Source organism: Novosphingobium sp., assembly GCF_965229225.1.
Classification (GTDB): domain Bacteria; phylum Pseudomonadota; class Alphaproteobacteria; order Sphingomonadales; family Sphingomonadaceae; genus Novosphingobium.
In genome coordinates this window covers 2615629-2634424 of record NZ_OZ245867.1, presented here as the reverse complement: position 1 = coordinate 2634424, position 18796 = coordinate 2615629, and the positions used below count along the sequence as shown (strand labels likewise).

The 18796-nt window shown below is 64.0% G+C and carries 19 protein-coding genes; 9 read left to right on the top strand and 10 right to left on the bottom strand.

The window, feature by feature from the left end:
* Positions 1–8: 8 nt before the first annotated feature.
* From ftsH to ACO06X_RS12080, 6 genes are all read right to left on the bottom strand, one after another.
* Complete coding sequence (gene ftsH, locus ACO06X_RS12105) at positions 9–1949, bottom strand: ATP-dependent zinc metalloprotease FtsH (protein WP_421836518.1); 1941 nt, start codon at positions 1947–1949, stop codon at positions 9–11.
* A 29-nt stretch (positions 1950–1978) separates the two neighbouring features.
* A complete protein-coding gene (gene tilS / locus ACO06X_RS12100; RefSeq protein WP_421836517.1) occupies positions 1979–3007 on the bottom strand; it encodes a tRNA lysidine(34) synthetase TilS in 1029 nt (342 codons plus the stop codon).
* Between the two features lie 4 nt (positions 3008–3011).
* Entirely contained in the window at positions 3012–4004 is a 993-nt protein-coding gene (locus ACO06X_RS12095; RefSeq protein WP_421836516.1) for a tetratricopeptide repeat protein, read from the bottom strand.
* Between the two features lie 123 nt (positions 4005–4127).
* Entirely contained in the window at positions 4128–5054 is a 927-nt protein-coding gene (locus ACO06X_RS12090; RefSeq protein ID WP_421836515.1) for a helix-turn-helix domain-containing protein, read from the bottom strand.
* Between the two features lie 119 nt (positions 5055–5173).
* Complete coding sequence (gene ptsP / locus ACO06X_RS12085) at positions 5174–7447, bottom strand: phosphoenolpyruvate--protein phosphotransferase (RefSeq protein ID WP_421836514.1); 2274 nt, start codon at positions 7445–7447, stop codon at positions 5174–5176.
* Positions 7448–7636: 189 nt separating this feature from the next.
* Positions 7637–7804 (bottom strand): YdcH family protein, encoded by a 168-nt coding sequence (locus ACO06X_RS12080; RefSeq protein ID WP_421836513.1) that lies wholly within the window; start codon positions 7802–7804, stop codon positions 7637–7639.
* Between the two features lie 298 nt (positions 7805–8102).
* Between ACO06X_RS12080 and ACO06X_RS12075 the strand changes: the two genes are divergently transcribed.
* The 7 genes from ACO06X_RS12075 (at position 8103) to ACO06X_RS12045 (ending at position 13399) form a co-directional block, all read left to right on the top strand.
* The gene (locus ACO06X_RS12075; protein WP_054122704.1) at positions 8103–8300 is read left to right on the top strand and encodes a YdcH family protein; all 198 of its coding nucleotides are present in this window, start codon (positions 8103–8105) and stop codon (positions 8298–8300) included.
* Between the two features lie 138 nt (positions 8301–8438).
* Positions 8439–8933, top strand: a complete 495-nt coding sequence (locus tag ACO06X_RS12070) for a DUF1465 family protein (RefSeq protein WP_421836512.1) — start codon at positions 8439–8441, stop codon at positions 8931–8933.
* A 66-nt stretch (positions 8934–8999) separates the two neighbouring features.
* Positions 9000–9959 carry an MBL fold metallo-hydrolase gene (locus ACO06X_RS12065; RefSeq protein ID WP_421836511.1) on the top strand — a complete coding sequence of 320 codons (960 nt, stop codon included), beginning with the start codon at positions 9000–9002 and terminating at the stop codon, positions 9957–9959.
* Positions 9941–10612 carry a DUF4230 domain-containing protein gene (locus tag ACO06X_RS12060; protein ID WP_421836510.1) on the top strand — a complete coding sequence of 224 codons (672 nt, stop codon included), beginning with the start codon at positions 9941–9943 and terminating at the stop codon, positions 10610–10612. Before ACO06X_RS12065 ends, ACO06X_RS12060 begins: the two co-directional genes overlap by 19 nt.
* 64 nt (positions 10613–10676) lie before the next feature.
* Positions 10677–11417 carry an adenylate cyclase gene (locus ACO06X_RS12055; RefSeq protein WP_421836509.1) on the top strand — a complete coding sequence of 247 codons (741 nt, stop codon included), beginning with the start codon at positions 10677–10679 and terminating at the stop codon, positions 11415–11417.
* A 56-nt stretch (positions 11418–11473) separates the two neighbouring features.
* Complete coding sequence (nadA, locus tag ACO06X_RS12050; RefSeq protein ID WP_421836508.1) at positions 11474–12463, top strand: quinolinate synthase NadA; 990 nt, start codon at positions 11474–11476, stop codon at positions 12461–12463.
* Between the two features lie 15 nt (positions 12464–12478).
* Positions 12479–13399 (top strand): CDP-alcohol phosphatidyltransferase family protein, encoded by a 921-nt coding sequence (locus ACO06X_RS12045; protein ID WP_421836507.1) that lies wholly within the window; start codon positions 12479–12481, stop codon positions 13397–13399.
* A 5-nt stretch (positions 13400–13404) separates the two neighbouring features.
* On the opposite strand, the gene ACO06X_RS12040 is transcribed toward ACO06X_RS12045, so the two are convergent.
* Complete coding sequence (locus tag ACO06X_RS12040) at positions 13405–14742, bottom strand: MFS transporter (protein ID WP_421836506.1); 1338 nt, start codon at positions 14740–14742, stop codon at positions 13405–13407.
* A 5-nt stretch (positions 14743–14747) separates the two neighbouring features.
* On the bottom strand, positions 14748–15548 hold the full coding sequence (locus ACO06X_RS12035) for a hypothetical protein (protein WP_421836505.1): 801 nt from the start codon (positions 15546–15548) through the stop codon (positions 14748–14750).
* Between the two features lie 125 nt (positions 15549–15673).
* On the opposite strand from ACO06X_RS12035, the gene lipB reads away from it, so the two are divergent.
* The gene (gene lipB, locus ACO06X_RS12030) at positions 15674–16357 is read left to right on the top strand and encodes a lipoyl(octanoyl) transferase LipB (protein ID WP_421836504.1); all 684 of its coding nucleotides are present in this window, start codon (positions 15674–15676) and stop codon (positions 16355–16357) included.
* Entirely contained in the window at positions 16354–16695 is a 342-nt protein-coding gene (locus tag ACO06X_RS12025) for a hypothetical protein (RefSeq protein WP_421836503.1), read from the top strand. The genes lipB and ACO06X_RS12025 overlap by 4 nt, the downstream gene beginning before the upstream one ends.
* A 13-nt stretch (positions 16696–16708) precedes the next feature.
* On the opposite strand, the gene ACO06X_RS12020 is transcribed toward ACO06X_RS12025, so the two are convergent.
* Entirely contained in the window at positions 16709–17593 is an 885-nt protein-coding gene (locus ACO06X_RS12020; protein WP_421836502.1) for an HpcH/HpaI aldolase/citrate lyase family protein, read from the bottom strand.
* A 51-nt stretch (positions 17594–17644) separates the two neighbouring features.
* The gene (locus ACO06X_RS12015; protein ID WP_421836501.1) at positions 17645–18754 is read right to left on the bottom strand and encodes an alkene reductase; all 1110 of its coding nucleotides are present in this window, start codon (positions 18752–18754) and stop codon (positions 17645–17647) included.
* Between the last annotated feature and the right edge of the window lie 42 nt (positions 18755–18796).

Sequence of the window (18796 nt, the reverse complement as noted above, 5' to 3'; positions counted from 1 at the left end):
TTCTCCGCTTATGCCCCGGCGGGATGGGGATCACCCGATCCCGAGAAGCGCCGTCCGGCGCGAGGCACAGTTGCACCTGCCGACGTCACCGGCCGCGCGGGACCGCTCGGTGCCTCCGGACGATCAAGCTTGCCGTTCTCCATCAGCGCACGGATTTCCTCGCCGCTCAGGGTCTCGTACTCCAGCAGCGCCTGTGCCAGCAGATGAAGCTTGTCCTCGTGGGACTTGAGGATATCGGTCGCACGCGCATGCGCGCCGTCAACCAGTGTGCGGATCTCGCTGTCGATAAGCTTGTTCGTCTCATCGGACATCATGGTGCGCTGCGCACCGCCCATGCCGAGATAGCCTTCCTGCGCTTCTTCGTATTGAAGTGGCCCCAGCTTGTCCGACATGCCCCATTTGGTCACCATGCTGCGCGCCAGGCTGGTGGCGTACTGGATGTCCGACGATGCGCCGGACGAAACCTTGTCGTACCCGAAGATGATCTCTTCAGCGACACGGCCACCCATGCTCACCGAGAGATTGGCGTGCATCTTGTCGCGGTGATAGGAATAGCTGTCGCGCTCGGGCAGGCGCATGACCATGCCGAGTGCGCGGCCACGCGGGATGATGGTCGCCTTGTGGATCGGATCGGAGGCGGCCTCGTTGATCGAGACGATCGCGTGCCCGGCCTCGTGATAGGCGGTCATCTTCTTCTCTTCGTCGGTCATGACCATCGAGCGGCGTTCAGCGCCCATCATCACCTTGTCCTTCGCGTCCTCGAACTCCTGCATCGCAACTAGCCGTTTGTTGCGGCGGGCGGCCAGAAGCGCAGCCTCATTGACGAGGTTGGCAAGGTCCGCGCCCGAGAAGCCGGGCGTGCCGCGCGCGATGACACGCGGGAGCACGTCAGGTGCAAGCGGCACCTTCTTCATGTGCACGCTGAGAATTTTCTCGCGCCCATCGATATCGGGGATCGGAACGACGACCTGACGGTCGAAACGGCCCGGGCGGAGGAGGGCGGGGTCGAGCACGTCCGGCCGGTTGGTCGCGGCGATAATGATGATGCCCTCATTCGCCTCGAAGCCGTCCATCTCGACGAGGAGCTGATTCAGGGTCTGCTCGCGTTCGTCGTTCGAATTGCCGAGACCATGGCCGCGGTGCCGACCGACAGCATCGATTTCGTCAATGAAGACGATGCAAGGCGCGTTCTTCTTCGCCTGATCGAACATGTCGCGCACGCGGCTCGCGCCGACGCCGACAAACATTTCGACGAAATCGGAACCGGAGATGGTGAAGAACGGCACGCCCGCCTCGCCGGCAATGGCGCGGGCCAGCAGGGTCTTGCCGGTGCCAGGCGAACCGACGAGCAACGCGCCCTTGGGGATTTGCCCGCCAAGCTTGGAAAAGCGGCTGGGGTCACGCAGGAATTCCACGATCTCCTGCAATTCCTCGCGCGCTTCATCAATGCCCGCGACATCGTCGAAGGTCACTTTGCCGGAGCGCTCCGTCAGCAATTTTGCCTTGGACTTGCCAAAGCCCATTGCGCCGGAGCCGCCACCCTTCTGGACCTGCCGCAGCGCAAAGAACGCCACGCCCAGAATGAGCAGAAACGGCAGCGACTGGGCGAGGATGTAGAGCAGCAGGTTAGGCTCCTCTTGCGCCTTGCCGGCATAGCGCACTCCATGTTCCTGAAGGAGCTTGGTCAGTTCGACGTCGCCGGGGACAGGAACGGTGCTGAACTGCTGGTCGTTCTTGAGCGTGCCGGTGATCCGGTCCGGTCCGACCTGAACTTCGCGCACGTTGTCCTGCACGACACTGGCGCGAAAATCCGAGTACGGGATCATCGGCCCCGCAGGATCGGTGCGCGTATTGAACATGGAGACGACAAGGAGCAGCGCGAGAAAGATGCCACCCCAGATCAGGAGGCTCTTGATCCAGGGGTTACCCTGCGGCTGGTCGTCATTCATGGCGCGGCTTTCGATCCGGGATGATATTGCTACTCCAATGTAGGACGCCCATGGGGAATGGCAATATAAGCCGAGGTGCGAATTTCTTGCCCCAAGGGACTGCCACTCGGCGAAGCGGCAACTGAGCGCGGCCTGGGCGCCACAACGAAGCGCCATTCTGCCTTTCGGCCGTCGCCGCGCACCCCCGCGAGTGTAGCAATCTCGCCCGCGGCCAGACGGTCGTGCCAACGCGCAAGGGCATTTCCACGCGGCTTCGATCTGCCGAGTTCGATCAGGATGCGCTCGAGCACGCGCTGCGCCACGGCGCGGGGAACGCCGCGAGGATCCCAGCAGGAAACGCCGCCCGACGTTCTCACAGCCGCAAAGCACTGTTCGGCCGTCCAATCGAGGGCCGCATCGGCCTCGGCAAGATGGCGCGCGCTGGCGGCAATGGACAGCGGGTCAATGTCTTCCCAGCCGCTCAGCATCGTCCGCATCCTGACCCGCTCGAAGCGATGATCGCGATTCGATGGATCAAGCACGGGCTCGATCCCTGCGGCAGCAACAATCATTGCCAGATCGCTTCGACGCCAGCCGAGCAGAGGACGAAGCAGCTGGCAATCAGGCCTTCCCGGAAGCGGAGAAATCCCGCGCATGGCCGCAAGGCCACGAACACCCGCACCGCGCGACAGTCGCATCAACAGAGTCTCCGCCTGGTCATCGGCGTGGTGCGCGGTGGCGATGGCTGCCAGTCCACTGCGGGCAACCCATTCGCCCAGCGCAGCATAGCGGGCAACCCTCGCCCGCTCCTGCACAGCTGGCCCTGGCGGCAGTGCAATGGTCAGGATCTCGTGCGGAATGCTGAAATCGGCGCACAGCTTGGCAACGTAGCGCGCCTCGGCCGCGCTCTCTGGCCGCAGTCCGTGGTCTACCGTCGCAACCTTGAAGGCACCGGGAATTGCTGCATGTGCCAAAAGCAATAGCGCAAGACTGTCTGGCCCTCCCGAGACGGCGAGGCCTGCAGCCGCCTTCTCAGGCCAGATCGCTAGCCAATCGGCAGCGAAGCGGGCTTCCAGCACGCTATCAATTGCAGACCACCGGCTTGGTGGCAGCCTCGTACTGGGACTTCAAGCGTCCGATCAGCTCCGTCGGATAGGTCTGGCGGAACTCCGCAAATGCAACACAGGCCCGCTTTTCCTCCTTCAGCCGGCTCATTGCGACGCCGAGATAGAGCAGGCTGTCCGCCGCGCGGTCGCCTTTGCGATCGGCCTGATAGTTCTGGAGAAAATACTGGGCCGCTGTCCCGGGCTTGCCATCGTCGAGATAGGCGCGTCCGAGGAGATTGCGGGCATAGCTGATCCGGGCATGGCGAGGATACTGCTGGACTACGCGCAGCAACTGCTGCTGTGCCTCGGGGAAGAACTTGGCTTCCCACAAACGATAGCCATACGTGTACTCATCCTCGCCCTTGTCATCGGTCGACGGCTTTTCGATGGCCATGACCGCAGCGACGCGATCCGGAGATGCCTCCGGCTTTGCAGCGTCAGCCTTTGCGGGCGCGGGTTTTGCCGAGGTCTTGACGGGGGTTGTCGGCTCCGCTGCAGGCGTCGATGCAGCGGCCGCTGGAGCTGCAGAAGCGGGCTCGGCGACTGGCGACGAAGCACCCGCCGGAGGGGGACCAGCCGCTTCAAGCGTCGCCAGACGAGCTTCAAGCTTGGCCACGTGATTCTGGTTTTCTTCGCTGGCAGCGGTCAACCGTTGCAACTGCGCCTCGACCGCGTCCATCCGGGTGAGGAGGTCGGTCACCGCGGTCGGCGCGGGCGTTGCAGGGGCCGAGCCTGCAGCGGGCGGGGTAATCTCGGGACCGAACGTCTTGCCAGCCCCATCGGGGAAGACCTTGCGTTGAACAGCCCGCAACTCGGACTCAATTCGCCGCAGCCGAACATCAGTGCTTTCAGGTGCGGCCTGGGCACTAGCAGCCGAGCCAAAAGCGGTCGGCGTGAAGCTAGCAGCGAGGACAGCCACGGTGAGGGCCATCGCCGAACCAATGCGGCCAGAGCCAAACATGATCTTCATTGTCACTCCCGTCGGATCATTGCTCCTTCCATGCGCTGCCTTTAGGGGGGTGCGCAAGCATTTGGGCAAGATTTGCGTGATCGACCGCTGGGTTTCACACAGATCGCCGCTATTAAAGGCGGCTTAGTGAACCGTCGCTGTAGTGCCAGAGGCGGGTGCTGAGGTGGGGGCAGCCAGCCGGGCGCGCAGGCTGGCAGCATCAATCGGCACGTCTTTCATGATCTTCTCCGCCTCGGCGAGGCGAGGAATGGACTTGCCTGCAATCGTGATCGCCAAAGCATCGGGCCGCCCGGTCCAGAGCCTGGGGCCAACGGCATCGCCAGGCACGGTGTAGCTTTCACCCTTGGCAAGCTGCTTCTGCATTAGCTGCTTGCCCTGTCCATCATAGAACTTGACCCAGATGCCCTCCTCAAGCGCGGTGAACACCACCGGCCCGTTTGCCGGAGGCTGCGCACTGGCAGGCCGAGGAGTGGGAGTCACCGTCTGCGGAGCATCCGCTCCAGGCTGCTCGGGAGCCTGAACAAGCGATGGGAGCGAGACAGCTGGCGCGTAGTAGCTGCGCCAGAAAATGCCGCCCATGGCAAGAATGGCGCCTACCAGCAGCAGCGCAAGCCAGCCGACAAGCCGGGATGGGGTCTTCGCCGGATCGCCGACTTCAAACTGGTTGAGCACACGCGGCTCGGGGCGCGGCGTACTTCCTTGCAGTTCGGAGCGGACAGCATCGGCAATTCTGGCATCGTCGAGTCCAACGGCGCGGGCGTAGGCTTTGGCAAATCCGATCGCATAGGGACGGCCAGGCATCACGCTATAGTCGCCAGCCTCAAGCGCTTCGATATGGCGGAGCGTGACCCTTGTACGGCGGGCAACCTCGGCGGTGGTCAGTCCAAGCGCGAGACGGGCTGCGACCAGGCGAGCCGCTACGCTTGCCTGCGCATCGTCTCCCGTCGGCGGAGTCGCTCCCGCACCGGCGAGAACCGGATCAGGCGATTGGTCTTCAGGGACCATGTTGCGTTCGCCGTCCTTGGCCACGGCGTAGCTCCCGTCGTTCATTGTTGTTCCGGGTATTCTCTGGATGGTTGCGAGCCCGCGCGGAGGCAGCATGTCCTGACCGGAAAAGTCAATGATTATGAATCAGTATCGGCATGATCTGACGTCTTGGTGCGACGAGTTCAATCGTAATCAATGCCGCGCGCGGTGGCCCAGGCGGCAATTTCCGCGCGCAGATTCACAGGGGGGCGGGCAAGCCACCCTTCCATCGCGGCCTGAATGGCGGGGAGCTCGACCTTGCGGACAAGTTCCTTGATCGGACCGACTGCCGCCGGCGTGATCGAAAGCCGGGTAATGCCGATGCCCAGCAAGGCCAGCGCCTCCAACCGCCGGCCGCCCATCTCGCCGCACACCGTCACATCGGTGCCCGACGGCGCAACCGCGAGCACGACGCGGCGGAGGAACCGCAGGATCGCAGGCGAAAGCCAGTCATATCGTTCGGCAAGCTTCGGATTGGCGCGATCGGCGGCAAACAGGAACTGGGTGAGGTCATTCGTCCCGATCGAGAGGAACGACAACCGCGGGGCAAGCACATCGAGCCATTCCGCGAGCGCCGGCACTTCGAGCATCGCACCATAGCGAATCGCGTCAGGCAGCAGCTTCTTCTGCTGCTTCAGAAACGCGAGCTGACTTTCAAACACGGCGCGGGCGGCATCGAATTCCCACGGTTCGGTCACCATCGGGAACATCACGTTGAGCGTTCTTCCGCCAGCTGCCTCGAGCAGCGCACGCGCCTGAACCTTCAGCAGCCCGTCGCGCTCAAGCGCCACGCGCAGCGCGCGCCACCCCATGGCCGGGTTCTCCTCGGTCTCGCCATCGTTGTGGCGAAGATAGGGGAGAACCTTGTCACCACCGATATCGACAGTGCGGAATACGACTGGCCGATCACCCGCTGCGTCGAGCACATCGCGATAGAGCCGCGTCTGGCGTTCGCGTGCCGGAAGCGTTGCCGAAACGAGGAACTGAAACTCGGTGCGGAACAGGCCAATTCCGTCCGCACCGGTCAGATTGAGCATCGGCATGTCATCGCGCAGGCCCGCATTGATCATGACCCGGACGCGCTGGCCATCGGCTGAGACAGGTTCGACATCGCGCATGGCCGCATAGAGCGCCTGCCGTTCGCGATTGCGCGCAAACCGCGCTTCGAAGGCCTCGACGAGCGTCGGCGCCGGCCGCACATCGACGACACCCTGATCGCCATCAAGCAGCAGTTGGTCGCCTTCACGGACCTTGGCCCGAAGTGCGCGGATGCGCCCCACCACGGGGATACCCATGGCGCGCGCCACAATGACCACATGCGCGGTCAACGATCCTTCTTCGAGGATAACACCCTTGAGGCGCCGCCGGTCATACTCCAGCAGTTCAGCCGGACCGAGATTGCGCGCTATCAGGATCGCATCGCCCTTCAGCCCAAGGCTGGCTGCCGTCCCCAATTGACCTGACACGATACGCAGGAGGCGGTTCGAAAGATCCTCCAGATCGTGCATGCGATCCGCCAGCAGCGGATCATCGATCTGGCGCATGCGCATGCGGGTCCGCTGCTGGACCCGTTCGATGGCCGCTTCGGCGGTAAGGCCCGAATCGATCGCCTCGTTGATCCGCCGGCTCCACCCTTCGTCATAGGCAAACATGCGATAGGTCTCGAGGACCTCCTCATGTTCTCCGCCCATGCCGAACTCGGCCTGGCTCGCCATCCGGTCGATCTGCTCGCGCATCTTGTCAAACGCGAGATAGACCCGCTGACGCTCGGCTTCGGTGTCTTCCGCAACGACATGCTCGATCGTCACGCGCGGCTGGTGGAACACCGCAACGCCGCTGGCCAGACCCTTGACGAGCGTCAGGCCCGCAATCCGTTCGTGCCCGGTCAGGTGGGCATCAGCACCGAGAACGTCTTCATCGTCGATCAGATCGGCGTTGGCGATGAGCTCGGAAAGCACCATGGCCACTGTCTGGAGCGCCTCGATCTCTACTTCCTCATAGCGCCGCGGCTCGACATGTTGGACGCCCAGCACGCCGACAGCCCGCGCGCGACGAACGATCGGTACGCCAGCAAAAGAGTGGAAGCGCTCTTCACCGGTTTCGGGGAAAAAGGCGAAGTCTGGATGGGCGGCGGCTTCGGCGAGGTTCAGGGTTTCGATGTTCGCGGCGATCGTGCCGACAAGCCCTTCGCCCACCGCCATCCGCGTTACGTGGACCGCCGCCTGATTGAGGCCGCGCGTGGCAAACAATTCCAGCATGCCTTCACGCAACAGGTAAATCGAGCAGACCTCGCTGTTGAGCTTGTCACCGATGATATCGACAATCTGGTTCAGCTTTGCCTGCGCACCGGCGCGGGATGCCATGACCTCGTGAAGGGACGTCAGGATCGCGCGGGCAGCGGCGGCGGCAGTGATCATGATAGTAGGCCTAGCGCAGAGAGGGCCGTTTGCAAACTGCGGCGCCGTTGCCGCTCATGAATTCGTATCCATCGGGAGACAAGGGTCTGCCGGAAGATCGTTCGGCAGACCCTTGACGGGGAGTTTCAGGATACGGAAGGCTGACCGGCAGATCCGGTCAACCTTCCGCAGCTTAACGGAACGGCGTTGTCAGTGAACCTGCTGAACTTGCGCAAGCTCTTCCTTGATTCGCAACTTTCGGCGCTTCAGCTCCTTGATCAGCACGTCGTTGGGCGACGGGCGACACTGCTCCTCGGCGATGCGCCGTTCAAGACCAGCATGTTTGGATTCAAGGGCGCTGATATGCGACAGTTCCATGCGGTAACCTCCTCAGGGACACCAGCCTCGGCCCGCTCCGGCGGCAGGATCACTACCGTAGCATTTGGACCGAAGTTCTTGCGCCGGCATGGACGTGTCGGCCTCGACTCGTCCGAGCAGGCGCGTTGTCATGCTCCCACAATCGCCGTATCTTGCAAGCCCATCTGCGCCGGGATGTCCAAAGCGCGTGTTTGTGCGTATTCCGGTTGCAGCAAAGCGTTAACGCGTGAAGGCCCGCAAGGACGCTGCGGGCCGCAATACGGCATTGTCGGCGCGGGCAGGATTAGGAGTGGCGCGGTTGACTGAAGACGAAATGCGCAAGCGGCTTGAGATGCTGCGGATCGAGCATCGCGACCTTGATGCGGCAATCGACGCCCTGTCCGGCACCGGCGCGCATGATCAATTGCAAGTCGCGCGTCTCAAGAAGCGGAAGTTGCGGCTGAAGGACCAGATCGCCTTGCTCGAGGACTACCTGATTCCCGACATAATCGCCTGATTTCAGATTCTTGACCTGCGATGAACGAGTGGGCCCAAAACTCGCTGGGCGTATCGTTCCGGCACAGTTTCAAAACCTGGTGAACGCGTCGCCGGGGATGTGTTGAGTGCGGCGTCAGGATGGGCTTATGCGCAGATCATGGCGCTCATGCCCAATCTCAATCCGCGCATCATAGAAGCGCTGTATGCCGATGCACTGGTCCTTGCAGAAGAAGTGCGTGCGGTGTTTGACCGGTTGCGACAGGGCCATGACAAGCGGGCGCTGGTAGGTGCCAATGATGACCCCGATGCCGATCTGGCGCATGTGCAGGTGAGCTGCGAGGCGCTGCGGACGACCACGCGGATCATGCACTGTCTGGCGTGGTTGCTCAATCACCGCGCCTATTTCGCAGGTGAACTCAGCGAGTTGCAGCTTCGCCGGCATGGCCGCCTGATAGCCAACTTTCCGCTCAACGATCCTGTTCAGGTTCTCGCGCTGCCTGCTGATGCCCAGCGCTGCGTGCAGGACAGCGAGCGACTTTATGCGCGGATTCAGCGCCTTGAACGTGCGTGGCGGGGGGACCCTGACACCTCAGGCAGCGCCGTCGAGCGCCTGCGCCAAAGGCTGGCAGCAACAATCCCGGCTTCGCTTTGATTTGCCGCACTGCTGATCGAGCGGCGCAGCGTTGCGCCGCTGCCTGAAAATCCCCATATCCCACATATGGCTACCACGAACCCTGCACCGGGCATCTCCATCCCTGATCGGTCTGAATGGAACACCGGCCTTGCGGTTGTTCTGGAACCGCAAGTGCGCCGGGTCCTCGCTCCGAACCCTTCGCCCTTTACCTTCAACGGCACGCAGACCTACCTGGTCGGCAGCGGCCGCGATGTCGCCGTCATCGATCCAGGCCCGACCGGCACCGGTGTGGCCGGCCATGCCGATACGAATGGCGATGGCCATGTCGACGCCATTATAAAGGCGATTGCGGGGCAGCGGCTGGTGGCGATCATGTGCACGCACACCCACCGCGATCACAGCCCCGCCGCGCTGCCTCTGCAGGCGGCGACCGGAGCGCCGATCATCGGCTGCGCCGCTTTGGCGATTGACGACAGTGGCGCTGGCGTCGGCGTGCGGGCCGATGCCGAATTTGATCCACTGTACAAGCCCGACCGGGTTCTAATCGACGGTGAGCAAGTTTCAGGCGATGGCTGGACACTGGAGGCAGTGACGACCCCCGGCCACACCAGCAATCACGTGTGCTTTGCCTTGCGGGAAACGGGCGCGCTGTTCACGGGTGACCACGTCATGGGCTGGTCGACAACAGTCGTTTCGCCGCCGGACGGCGACATGAAGGCCTACATGCTCTCGCTGCAAAAGCTCCAGAGCCGCGAGGATACGGTCTATTATCCCGCGCATGGTCCGGCCGTCACGAAGCCACAGCAGCTTGTGCGCGGCATGATCGGGCATCGACGTCAGCGCGAAGCGCAGATCCTGCGACTGCTCGGCGAGGCGCCGTTCACGATCCCGGACATGGTCGCCCAGATGTACAAGGGCCTCGATCCGCGCCTCAATGGCGCAGCAGGCCGTTCGGTGCTGGCGCATCTCATCGATCTCGAGGCACAGGGCCGCATTGCCCGCGGGCCGGACGCTCCGGAGTTGCAATGGACCTTGATCGCCTGAACCCGCAGCCTGGGCCATCAGCCCCCTTGGTTCAGGTGCGTGGCCGCCTGGCGGTTCTGCCTTGGTTGCTGTTCCTTGGCGCTGCGGCCATCGCCATCTGGCTGGCGTGGCAGACGTGGAAACCGGTGCCGATCGGGGATCCGCTTGCGACCAGTCTGGTCGCATTCGACAAACAGGATCGCCTCACGGTGTTCAGCGCCGAGTTGGCACCGGTCGTGGCCAGCGATGACAGCCGTTTGTTTGGCCTTGTCACCTCGCGGCAGGTCGCGGTCATCCCGGCGCGGGTCGACTATGCCATCGATCTGGGGAAAGTGGGCCGGGACCGCATGCGTTGGGACGCGGTGAGCCAGACATTGACCGTGCGCCTGCCCGCGCTCGAGGTCACCCGTCCAAACCTTGACGAAGCACGCGCGCAATATCTGCGCGAAGGCGTGTGGATCACCCGCGCCGCGCAGGACAAGCTGACGCGTGACAACACGAAGCTGGCTGAACATCTCGCGGTGGAGCAGGCAGCCAACCCGGTGCTGCTGGGGCTGGCGCGCTCTGCGGCGAAGGACGCAATCCGGCAGAACCTTGCCATCCCGCTGCAGGTAGCCGGATTTGGCGACGTCAAACTGTCGGTTTTGATTGATGGAGAGCCGGCAAAGCCATAGCCTGCCAATCAGGAACTGGTTCGCCCAGGCGCAAAAGACGCAGGCGGAATAGGGGAGCGGGACGATGGACTTCGCAGCGGTGCAATCGAACGATTCGTATCTTACGGACCAACGGTTTTTCACGCGCCTGGCGCAAGTGCTCGCCGGCCTGATCGTGTTCGGCTTTCTGCAATGGGCTTTGCGTGGGTTCGTCAATCCGGTCCGGACCCCGCTCTATATCCACACCCACGGCCTTGCCATGCTCGGCTGGCTCGGCACCATCGTTACGCAAAACCGCCTTGCCGGGAGCGGGAACCTGGCTCTGCATCGCCGGCTGGGCTGGGCCAGTCTCGCGCTCGTTCTCGCCATCGTGGGCCTCGGCTCCTTTGCTGGCCGCATGGCCTTGGCCGCGCACCGGGTTCCTCCGTTCTTCACGGATTCCTACTTTCTGGCGCTTACACATGTCGAAGTGGCCGTCTTCGCGCTTACGGTGGGGGTCGCCATTGCCATGCGCCGGCAGACGCAGTGGCACCGGCGGCTGATGATCGCGGCAACCGTCATCCTCATGGAACCAGCGCTCGGACGGCTGCTGCCCATGCCGCTGCTGGGTCAGGTTGGTGGAGGATGGCTGGAAGCCGCCCTGCAGGTCGGCTTCCTCGGGATCATGGCTCGCCACGACGGCAAGATGCTGGGCCGCGTTCATCCGGCCACGCTCCTCGGCATGGGCCTGGTGGTCGCGGTGCATGCGCTGATCCAGTTGCTCGCCGGAATGCCGATGGTGGCGGCGTACGCAGAGGCTATTGCCCGTAGCGCCGGGGGTGCCTAAGTGCCGCGTCAAGCAGTGGGGGCATCAGCCTTCTCTCGACCAGGGGATTTCGAGCCATGACAGCCCAGCCCGCCAATCTTTCCGGTCTCGATCTGCGCGCCGAGATCGACCGGCTGCGCAAGGACCGCAAGGCGGTGATCCTGGCGCATTACTACCAGAAGCCCGAGATCCAGGACCTCGCCGATTTCGTCGGCGACTCCCTTGAACTCTCGCGCAAGGCTGCTGCGACCGATGCCGAAGTGATCGCCTTCTGCGGCGTGAAATTCATGGCCGAGACAGCCAAGATCCTGAGCCCTGAAAAGATCGTGATCCTGCCCGATATGGATGCCGGTTGCAGCCTTGAGGATTCCTGCCCGCCGGAGAAGTTCCGTGCGTTCCGCGAGGCCCATCCCGATCATATCGCGCTCACCTACATCAATTGCTCGACCGAAGTGAAAGCGCTCAGCGACGTCATTGTGACGTCATCAAGCGCCGAAACGATCCTCGCGCAGATCTCGCCGGAGCAGAAGATCATCTTCGGTCCGGACCGTCATCTGGGCGGCTATCTCAATCGCAAGTTCGGGCGTGAGATGCTGCTCTGGCCCGGCGTTTGCATCGTGCACGAGGCATTTTCGGAGACCGAATTGCTCAAGCTGATGGCGCAGCATCCCGGTGCGCCCGTTGCAGCGCATCCGGAATGCCCGCCGACGATCGTCGACCACGCCGATTATGTCGGATCGACCAGCGGCATCCTTCAGTTTGCGCGCACATTCCCGGGTGATACGCTGATCGTCGCGACCGAGCCGCACATCATCCACCAGATGCAGCTGGCGCTTCCGGACAAGACATTCATCGGAGCGCCGGGAGCGGATGGAAACTGCAACTGCAACATCTGCCCGTACATGGCGCTGAACACGCTCGAAAAGCTCTACATCGCACTGCGTGATCTGGCTCCGCGGATCGAGATCGAGGAGACCCTGCGGCTTGATGCGAAGAAGAGCCTTGATGCCATGCTGGCCATGGCCAGCGGGACAGTCGGTCTGGGCGATCTCGGCGCGCGCAAGTAAGGCAGCACAGGCGGCATGAGCACTTCCCCATCGGCATCACAGCCTGCGCCCGTAAAACGGCCGGCGCGGGCGCGGGAGATGCAGGACGCGCTCAATCATTACCTGTATCACCCGTTGGCCTGGCAGCTGGCGCGCCTGCTCGCCCCCACGCCGATTACGCCCAACATGGTTTCGGTTTTCGGTGGCCTGATGGTCGTCGCCGCAGGCGCGGTCTACTGGAGCACATCCGGACCGCTCTGGGCGATGCTGGGCATGCTGCTCCACATGTCGTGGCACGTGGTCGACGGTGCAGACGGAGATCTGGCGCGCATCACGGGACGCACGAGCCCGTTGGGCGAGCTTGTGGATGGCATCTGCGACTATGTCAGCCACATTGTCCTTTACGTGCTTCTCGCGCTTGTCCTGACGCGCACGCTTGGTTCAGGCTGGGCGTGGTTCTGGACGCTGGCGGCGGGTGCCGGGCATATCGTGCAGGCCAACCATGTCGAGGTTCAGCGGCGGTTCTATCAGCACTGGACCTACGGCACGCCATGGCTGCACAACTCAAGCGGCAGTGATCGCGCGCTGTTCAGCGACCGAGGGGGTATCGGCTGGCTGCTGCGGGTTGTCGTAGCCGGCTACCTGCGGCTTGCGGCCGGCATGAGCCCGAACGCCCTGCGGATCGATGCCGCCGTAACGCGGGCCATGGCAAACGACCCTGCCCTGCTGGCGCGCATTCGTGCTGAAGTTCAGCGCGAACAGCGGCCGTTGCTCGTGATGCTGCGCTACCTCGGGCCAAACCCGCGGGCGATCCTGCTCGGCTTGTCGATGATTGCAGGCAGTCCGCTGTGGTACTTCATCTACCTGTCCGTGGGCCTCAATCTGCTGCTCATGCTGTCGGTGCGGCTTCATGATGCTGCCGCAGCCCGCGTTGTCTCCCGGCTTGATCTGCCCTGATTGCGTCAGACTGCGGGATCGCGGCGCATCCCAAAAGCGCAGATCAGGATGACGGTCAGGGCAAGCAGCTCGACCACACCCCAGGCCAGCCAGTTCGAATGGTTGTAGAGCCAGACGCCGATCGCGGGCGATATGATGTAGGCCGAGCCATTCACCGCAGCGACAATCCCGGCTGACTGCCCCTGCTCCGCCGGAGTTACCGCAAGGCTCGCACCGGACGTGAAGCCGGGACGAAACAGACCAAAACCCAGCGAGCAAATGGCAAAGCCGGTCGCAATGGCGTGGAGATCGCGGCCGACGGCCATGCCGAGCGTTCCAACCGCGACGAGGCCCATTCCCCAGAGCGTCGATGTGCGCGGCCCAAGCTTCATCATCGGGATCAGACCCCACTGCGCCAGCAGCGTGGCGACCGCGCCGCACATCAGGACCAGCCCGATCGGCCCCGCAGCGGCATCCGGCTGATGGCGCAGGCCGAGCCGGTCAAGGAGCAGGAAGCCGACGACCCCAAGCAGGATCGACTGGGCCTGCCCACCCAGCGTTCCCGCCGCGAGCCAGGCCCGCAAGCGTGGATCGCCCCAGCGCAGCCTTCCTTCTTTCGAATCGATCGAATGAAGGCCCGGATCGACCTCGCCATGGAGCTGGTCATGCGAGTCATCGCCTTCCTTCCCCATCCGCGGGCTTGAGGACGCACTCATGGGCTCGCCCAGAATCTCGCCCCGACCGGCAAAGCGCGGATCATCGTCCGGCAGCCGCAATCGCAGCAGCACCAGCACAACGACGGCCGCCAGCGTGAAGGCCGCAAACGGACCTATCAGCCCCACGCCCGGCAGGATCAGCAACGGAGCAAGTGCCGGACCAAGGACAGTGCCCAGCCCAAAGCTGGAGGAGACCATCGACAAGGCTTGCGTCCGTTCCGCACGGCTCGTCCGGCTGGCGACGTAGGCCTGCACGGCTGGCGGTGCCGCCGAGCCGAAACCACCATAGAGCGAGCGTGCCGCCGCGAAGAGCAGAATGGCGGTCAGGCCGCTGATCGCACCGCTCAATCCGGCATGGAGCGCCGCACCGCACAAGGCGAACGAGATCGCGAAGCCGACAAGGCCCAAGGCCATCATCGCCTTGCGCCCGCGGCGGTCCGAGCGGCGCGCCCAGAACGGCGCAAGCAGCATCCAGAGCAGCGCAGACCAGCTGTAGGCGAGGCTTACCCAGACATCGGCGATGCCGAGATGCGTGCCGATCGACGGCATGACCGACTGCATTGCGGTATTGCCGGCAGCCGTGACGAGCATGACCATGAACAGCAGCGCCATGCGGCTCCGCGGCAGCTGGACATCAGCCTCTTCCATCTGCTTCACCGCACGCCCGTGCCAGCCGGATCGCCGGCGAGTTGCCGATAGACGGCCGCAAGCATGGCGACAAAGTAGGTGTAGCCTATCGCCAGTAGCACGCCCGAGACTGCCTCACCAAGCAAGCGCTGCGGTTCCCCCTTGAACATGAGCACGAGCACGACACCGACAAACATCATGATGAGCCCGTAGACGACAAGGAACACGAAGCCGGCCATGCCGATGAACAGCAGGATCCGCCCCGCGTTGCGCCGGGTCAGCCCGATGCTCTCCCGGATCGCGGTCACCGGATTGCGGACGTTTTCGCCGGCAACCACCGGCCCCACCAGCATGGTGCGCATGATGGGATAAAGCAGCAGTCCGAGGGCCACGGATACCGCAAGCCTGTCGGGCAAGATCAGGGCCAGCACACTCGCAAGCGCCATCGAAAGCGGAACGATGGCAAGCGCAATCAGCAGCTGCGCTGCGAAGTACGACGGCAGGGCGCGCACGCTACGGCGAATGGCCTGCGCCACGGTGGGCCTTGCCGTATCGAGCATGGCAACGAGCATTGTCAGCATCCCGGCCATGGGAAACAGCGAAAGAAGCAGCAGCACCGGCAAGGAGCTGGCGTAGTAATACTGCATTACCGCCAGGATCTGGGTCTCGCTCATCTCGGGTGTCATCGCCGGAGAAGGCACAAAGACGGCCCCGGCAAGACCGGGAAGCACGAAGAAGACCCCGGCAATCGCCATGAGAAGGTCGCGGTTGGCGGCGACCATCCGCGTGGCGCTGGCCCAAGCCGCACTGCTGTCCAAAGTCGTCACGGCAGTCATGTCCCTTTCGGCGGCAGCCCTAGCAGGACCGGACGGGATACGCACCCCCCGCTGCGGTGCAATCAACCCCTACTCGCCCTTGCCAGCGGGCGGGCAGGCGTTCATGCGCATGAGCTATGCAAGTTCCGGATCAGATCGAGATCAGGCAGGCTCAGGACCTGGTGCCCTATCGCGAGGCCCTCGAGGACATGATGGCCCGCAACGCCGCCGTGCACGAAGGCAAGGCGCGCGAGTTGATCTGGCTGCTGGAGCATCCGCCGGTCTATACCGCAGGGACCAGCGCGGCTGCGGATGAACTGCTCGATGCCCGCTTTGATGTGGTCGAGGCCGGACGCGGCGGGCGCTACACCTATCATGGGCCGGGCCAGCGCGTCGGCTATCTGGTCCTCGATCTAGGCAAGCGTGCGCGCGATGTGCGCGGGTTCGTCCATGCGGTCGAGGGTTGGGTCATCGATACGCTGGGCGATTTCGGCGTGCCAGCGTGGCGGGCTGAAGGCCGCGTGGGAATCTGGACACGCGGGGCGGACGGCAGGGAAGCCAAGATCGGCGCGATCGGCATCCGCATCCGCCGCTGGGTGACGATGCACGGCTTCTCGGTCAATCTGGCTCCCGACCTCACGCATTTTGGCGGTATCGTGCCGTGCGGCATCGAGGACTACGGCGTCACCAGTTTGGCAGCGCTTGGCATTTCGGTTGCACCGGATGCGTGGGATCGGGCATTGCTGGCGCGGTGCGAAGCCTTTCTGGCCAATCTGGAACCGCGTGATGCGGGGGGTGCCGCCGCCAAGGACCTGCCATGATCCGTCTCTTGCCCTCCCGTTCCGTCGCTGTTGTGCTTGTGCCGCTGCTGGTGCTCGGCGCCTGCAACTCATCATCCACTCCGCAGGCAAGTTCGACCGCGAGTGGTGAGATCCTGCCGGGCTCGGTCAGTGACGCGATGCTCGATACCGACCAGTCGCAAGCGCAGGCACCTCTGGCACCCGCAGCACGCAGCGCCGCCGCCAAAGTGGATGCCGGTGCCTCTGCCGACGCTTCGGACGCGGCCGCCGATCCAGCAGCCACCACCGATACTGCCCCTGCAGACCCGGCTCCCGCCGCACCCAAGACTGCGGCAGCCCCCAAGGCGCCCAACCCCTGAGCCAACGCCCCTCCTAATCGAGGCCGAGCAGCGCTCTGGCCTGACGCAGGTGCGGCTGATCCAGCATCCGTCCGTGCAGCTGAAGCGCACCCACTCCGGGATTCGCCGCAAAGGCATCGACAATGGCCCGCGCATGGGCGAGTTCTTCCTCGCTGGGCGTGAAGGCAGCGTTGATCAGCGGCACTTGTGAGGGATGGATCGCCAGCATGCCGGCAAAGCCATCCGCGCGGGCCGCTTCCGCAGCCCGCTTCGTACCTTCGACGTCCCGGAAATCGGCATAGAGCGTATCGATCGCCCAGACGCCGCGGGCGTGGGCAACAAGCAAGGTCTGTGCGCGCACGAAGCGGAACGCATCGGTCCATTGGCCATCGGCATCGCGCTTGCGCGCAGCGCCAAGCTCGGCAGAGAGGTCTTCGGCCCCCCAGGTCAGACCGGCCAGGCGCGGCATGGATGCATCCATGTAGGCGGTGATGGTCAGAGCGGCGCGCGGCGTTTCGCTCACCAGCGGCAGAAGGCGGGTCTGGCCATTGGGGATGCCATGCCGCTGTTCGAGCTCGTAGATCTCTGCTGCCACCTGCCGGATCTGCTCCGGCCCTTCCGCCTTGGGCAGCATGATCCCCTCCGGCGCGCCAGGCATGACGGCCGCCAGATCCTCGCGCCACAGGCCGGTTTCGACGGCGTTGATCCGCACCCACCGCGCCTGCTTGCGCATCGTGATCTGCCGCCGGTGCGCCTCCAGCCAGTCGCGCGTCAAGCGCCGCGCAGCCGGCTTGGCGGAGACCGCCACCGCATCTTCCAGATCAACGATGAGCGCATGCGCACCCGTCTCCGGGGTCTTGAGCAGCTTCTTCTCGCTATCGCCGGGCACAAACAGCCAGGATCGCGGAATCGTGCGCATGTCTTGCTCCTATGGCCTTACCGGTCGTGTCTATCGTGCCGCACCACACGCCTACGCGGTGGCGCTTGCCTTTTCCTCTGCGAGCGTCGGATAGTCGATGTATCCAGCCTCACCGGGGAAATACCATGTCTGCGGCACGCCGACATTCGGCGCGAGCTCCGCGCCCAGACGAATGCGCTCCACCAGATCGGGATTCGAGATGTAGGGCCGGCCAAAGCTGACGGCGTCTGCCCGCCCGGAGGCGACATCGGCCGCTGCGCCTTCCGGCGTATAGTCGCTGTTAAGCACCAGCGGCCCCGAATAATGCGCACGGAAAACATGATCCTGCGGCGGCACTGTCGTCGCGCCGAAGGTACCGTCCGGCCCAGGCTGGCGCAGTTCGATAAACGAGACCTTGAGCGCTTCTAGCACCCGGGCGGCCTCGGCGAAAAGGGTGGCGGGATCGCTATCGTCAACGCCCTGGCTTTCGCCATTGGGTGAAAGCCGGATCGACACGCGATCGGCACCCCAGATCGCAACGAGGCGCTCCATCACCTCGCGCATGAGCCGCACGCGGTTTTCCGGGCTGCCGCCGTAATCGTCATCGCGGAGGTTCGAGGAATTGCGCAGGAACTGGTCGATCAAATAGCCGTTTGCGCCGTGGAGCTGAATGCCATCGAACCCGGCCCGCTTCGCGTTCTCGGCTGCATGGCCATAGTCATCGACGATGCGCGGCATCTCATCGAGCCGGAGCGGGCGCGCTACGGCGTTCTCCTTGCGGCCTTCAGGCGTGTGGGCATGCCCCGGAGCCTGCGTTGCCGAGGCGGAGACCGGCGGCTCACCGTCCAGGAAGTAAGGGTGAACGACCCGCCCCATGTGCCACAGTTGCAGGATGATCCGGCCGCCCGCCTCGTGCACGGCCTCGGTTACCGGCTTCCACGCCTCCACTTGCGCATCGGACCAGATGCCCGGCGCGCTCGGCCAGCCGGAACCTTCGCGGCTGATCCCGGTTGCCTCGCTGATGATGAGGCCCGCGTCCGCACGCTGGCGATAGTAGGTCTGCATGATCTCGGTCGGAACGGCATCGGGTCCGGCGCGGCCACGCGTCAGCGGTGCCATCAGGATACGGTTCGGCGCTGCAATCGCGCCAAGCTGGATCGGCCGGAAAAGCGATTCGTGCATCGACTGGGGTCCTTCTCGGAATAGGGGTGCTGAAACAGATCA